Raw genomic sequence first — 3,253 nt, forward strand, 5'->3', positions numbered from 1 at the left:
AGAAGCAAGGGTTGCTTTACAATAACTTTGAGCAGGCAAAACCACTCTACTTAGACGAAGGCGTTCTTGATAAGAATAGTACTGAGAATGAAGAATTCAATGACATAATGGAATTTGTTTACCTTGGGCGAAAAGCCGAAATAAACGAAAAGCTTAATAAACGGCATTTATACAGTATTACGGTTTAGAATAAATAGCTCAACTACAAAGGCGTTCATCGGTTGAACTCACAGCTCTTTGCCGACTGTCATGCTGAATGGTGCGCTAACAGAGAACACGGCCAGATCAAGTCTGAGCCAATATATCTAGAGCGATGATCGGGCTCTTTGCCGCCCGCTCCCGCAGCCTGCGAATTTTTCCTGACACACAGTGCCACGAAAAATTTGCAGAGAGCTTATATCTTTAACACCACCACGAATCTGCCCACAGAAATATATGGTCAAAGCCGCATTCCTTTGCGGCTTCTTACCCTGCCCTCAAGCTTTATCCATCAAATAACGATGCGCTTTTGATGCCGTACTGGCCGCTTTGAAAATATATCGTTTGTCGTTCTTCAGTGCTTTCAGCCAGGAAGCAATATAGCTCTCGTGCTGTACCTCTCCGACAATCCCCAGATCCGCCATCATGAACGCGCTTCCCAGCTCGGCGATCAGCTCCTCAAGAGCATAATCCGCACTGCCAAACTTCCCTTTCATTTCACGGTTCAGGCGTTTTTTGCCACCACTCCAGTGAACCAGCTCATGCAGGCCTGTAGCGTAGAAATTCGCCACATCAGAAAACAGATGGCGTTCCGGTAGCCAGACTTCATCTGTTGATGGGCTGAAAAAAGCATTTTGTCCTTTCTCGATGATGTTTGCGCCGCTCTTATTGAACAGATTTTCAGCCTGCGGTAACGGGTCAAATGTCGCTTCTGGGCTGACCGTTTCCGTTGTCAGGGGCAAACCGTCGATTTGCTGAACGTTAAACACGGTGAAGGTTTTCAGCATCGGGATATGTTCAATGTCTCCGGTGTCGTTTTCCTTTTCGAGGGTGGTGTAGAAAATAGCTGTTGTTCCATGCTCACCCTTGCGAACCTGTCCACCTGCTGCCTGAGCCTGTTTGTAGGTCATCCAGCGTGAATCGCTGAAACCCTGTTTTGATGCGCTGCACCACAGCAACATGATATTCATCCCGCTGTAAGCCACTTGAGTAGCATAGTTTGAAGGTAATCCGGACATACCTGCTACACGCTGCCACGGACACGCCCAAGGCTTAACTCCTGCTTCCAGCGCTGCAATGATGTTGTCAGTAACGGTCTGATAAATGTCGGTTCTGGTTTTAGAAAATTTCGTTTTTGGGGAGCCTGACTGCTCCAGCGGGGATACGCTGGTCGCCGCTGCGGTGTTAGGGGCGCTTGTCCGGGTGGTATGCAGGGAAATCGTCTTCGTTTTTTCTCCGTCAGTGAGTGATTTTCGTCTTCGTATCGCCTGACGGTTCGCTTTCCCGGCATCGTTCCGGCACGCAAGGGCGCAGCATGCGTGCCATTTACCCTTGCGGGACGGGTTGTGTTGGGAAACGATTTGACGGAAGCTGATACGGGAACGGAAAGTGCGCGGAAGAAAAAATCGGAGACTACATTGCTGGACGTAGCCCCCCTTACTCCGAAGAGGTGAAATAGGCAGGTAGTACTCGGTCCTGAACTTACACTGACAGGAACTTTTTGTCGGTACTAACATCGTCGTATCACATAGCGAAGCCATACATATAAGAAATGATTTCATTAGGAGAGTACGCCAAACAGCGGGCAGAACCTGCAACCGAGACACTCATTCCAGCAGCGATCTTATTATCTCCGGTCTACCTAGATAAGCGCACATTGGCCCCATAGTTTCTGGGAGTAACGTCACACCAAGAGGCGAGTGACTGGATATGAAATCGTTTACACAATTATGTATTTAAATCATCAATCAATTGGAATTTTTGATCATTATCACAAAATAATCATAAGTTATTGTATTAATTCAATTATATTCAATTAATAAATGTGTTGAATCTTTACCTTCAACATTCTATCTTCTTCTATAAGATAGGATGTGTCTTAAAAAACCATCATTGATAGGAATCACTGATTGAACTGGGGGGGACGTGGTTAATTTTCCTATTTTAAAACAACTAGATATCGATGGGTATGGCCTTTATCCAGGAACAGCAGAAAAACCAGGGTTACATATTGACTTTTCTAAGCAAGGACTGACCCTTGTTCTTGGTGCAAATGGTCTTGGAAAAAGCACATTAATAAATATTCTTTTTAGGATGTTATCAGGGCCTTTTGACCTTGCAAAATTCGATCAAAACGATGAACTTGGTAATTTAAATATCATCGCCGCAGAAAGAAAAGATTTGAAATCTTTTTTCTCTGATAGGGTTTCCGATAATGCTACAGATGCAAAATGTACATTAATAGTTGATTTTGATAACACAACGTTATCCGTAACTAGAAATTTATCAAATCTTTCAATTATAGATATCAAAATTGGTCAAACATTGTTACCTCTTTCCAATCGAGTTAATGATGAAGAATTATTCCAAGATCAAATTCAAGGTCTTTCAAATGTCAGTAGCTTTGGGGACTGGCTTTTAATATTACATTATATTGTTTTTTATCAGGAAAATCGTCGTGCATTGGTTTGGGATACAAGCGCACAAAGAGAACTTTTGCGGATACTCCTTCTTGACAATGAAAAATCAATTCAATGGAAAGAACTGACACGTAAGGTACTCGAGCTTGACTCAGATTTTCGAAACTTACGTAACACGGTCAATAAACAAATAAAAAAAATTAAAGAAAATTTCCAAACCCCAGAGGATAAGACTGGGCATCGAAATCAAATTGGCGTTTTAAAAGGCCTTAGAGCAGAAACAGTTGAATATATAAATAAGTTACAGAATGATTTGGATGTTTTAAGTAATGAAAGAAGTACCATCCGTTCTCTACAATTAAGATATAAGCAGGAAATTGACAGTATAGAAAGAGATATAGAAAATAATAAAGTCAAAATATTAGATTCTACATTGCCAAAGGCGGATGATACACTTTTATTTATATTAGCCACAATTAACTCACAAAAAGATATTTTTGGTGCTTCTGATGTGGCTGGAAAAAAAATAGAACGACTACAAAAGTTAATACAATATTATCTTTCAAATATTTTCAAAATAAAATCAGACAAAATCAATCAAAATGACATTCATGAAAAGATAAAATACTTGGAAG

The 3,253-nt window shown here is 41.4% G+C and carries 3 protein-coding genes; 2 read left to right on the plus strand and 1 reads right to left on the minus strand.

Annotation, left to right across the window (positions count from 1 at the left end):
- The coding region (locus J5224_RS24275) for a hypothetical protein (protein WP_264627789.1) at positions 1–188 on the plus strand (188 nt) is incomplete at its 5' end.
- Positions 189–476: 288 nt separating this feature from the next.
- Here J5224_RS24275 and J5224_RS24280 read toward each other — a convergent pair.
- On the minus strand, positions 477–1,463 hold the full coding sequence (locus tag J5224_RS24280) for an ArdC family protein (protein ID WP_264627791.1): 987 nt from the start codon (positions 1,461–1,463) through the stop codon (positions 477–479).
- 661 nt (positions 1,464–2,124) lie between these two features.
- Here J5224_RS24280 and J5224_RS24285 point away from each other — a divergent pair.
- On the plus strand, positions 2,125–3,253 hold a 1,129-nt coding region (locus tag J5224_RS24285), incomplete at its 3' end, for an AAA family ATPase (protein ID WP_264627790.1).

It is taken from the genome of Candidatus Symbiopectobacterium sp. NZEC135 (assembly GCF_025962695.1).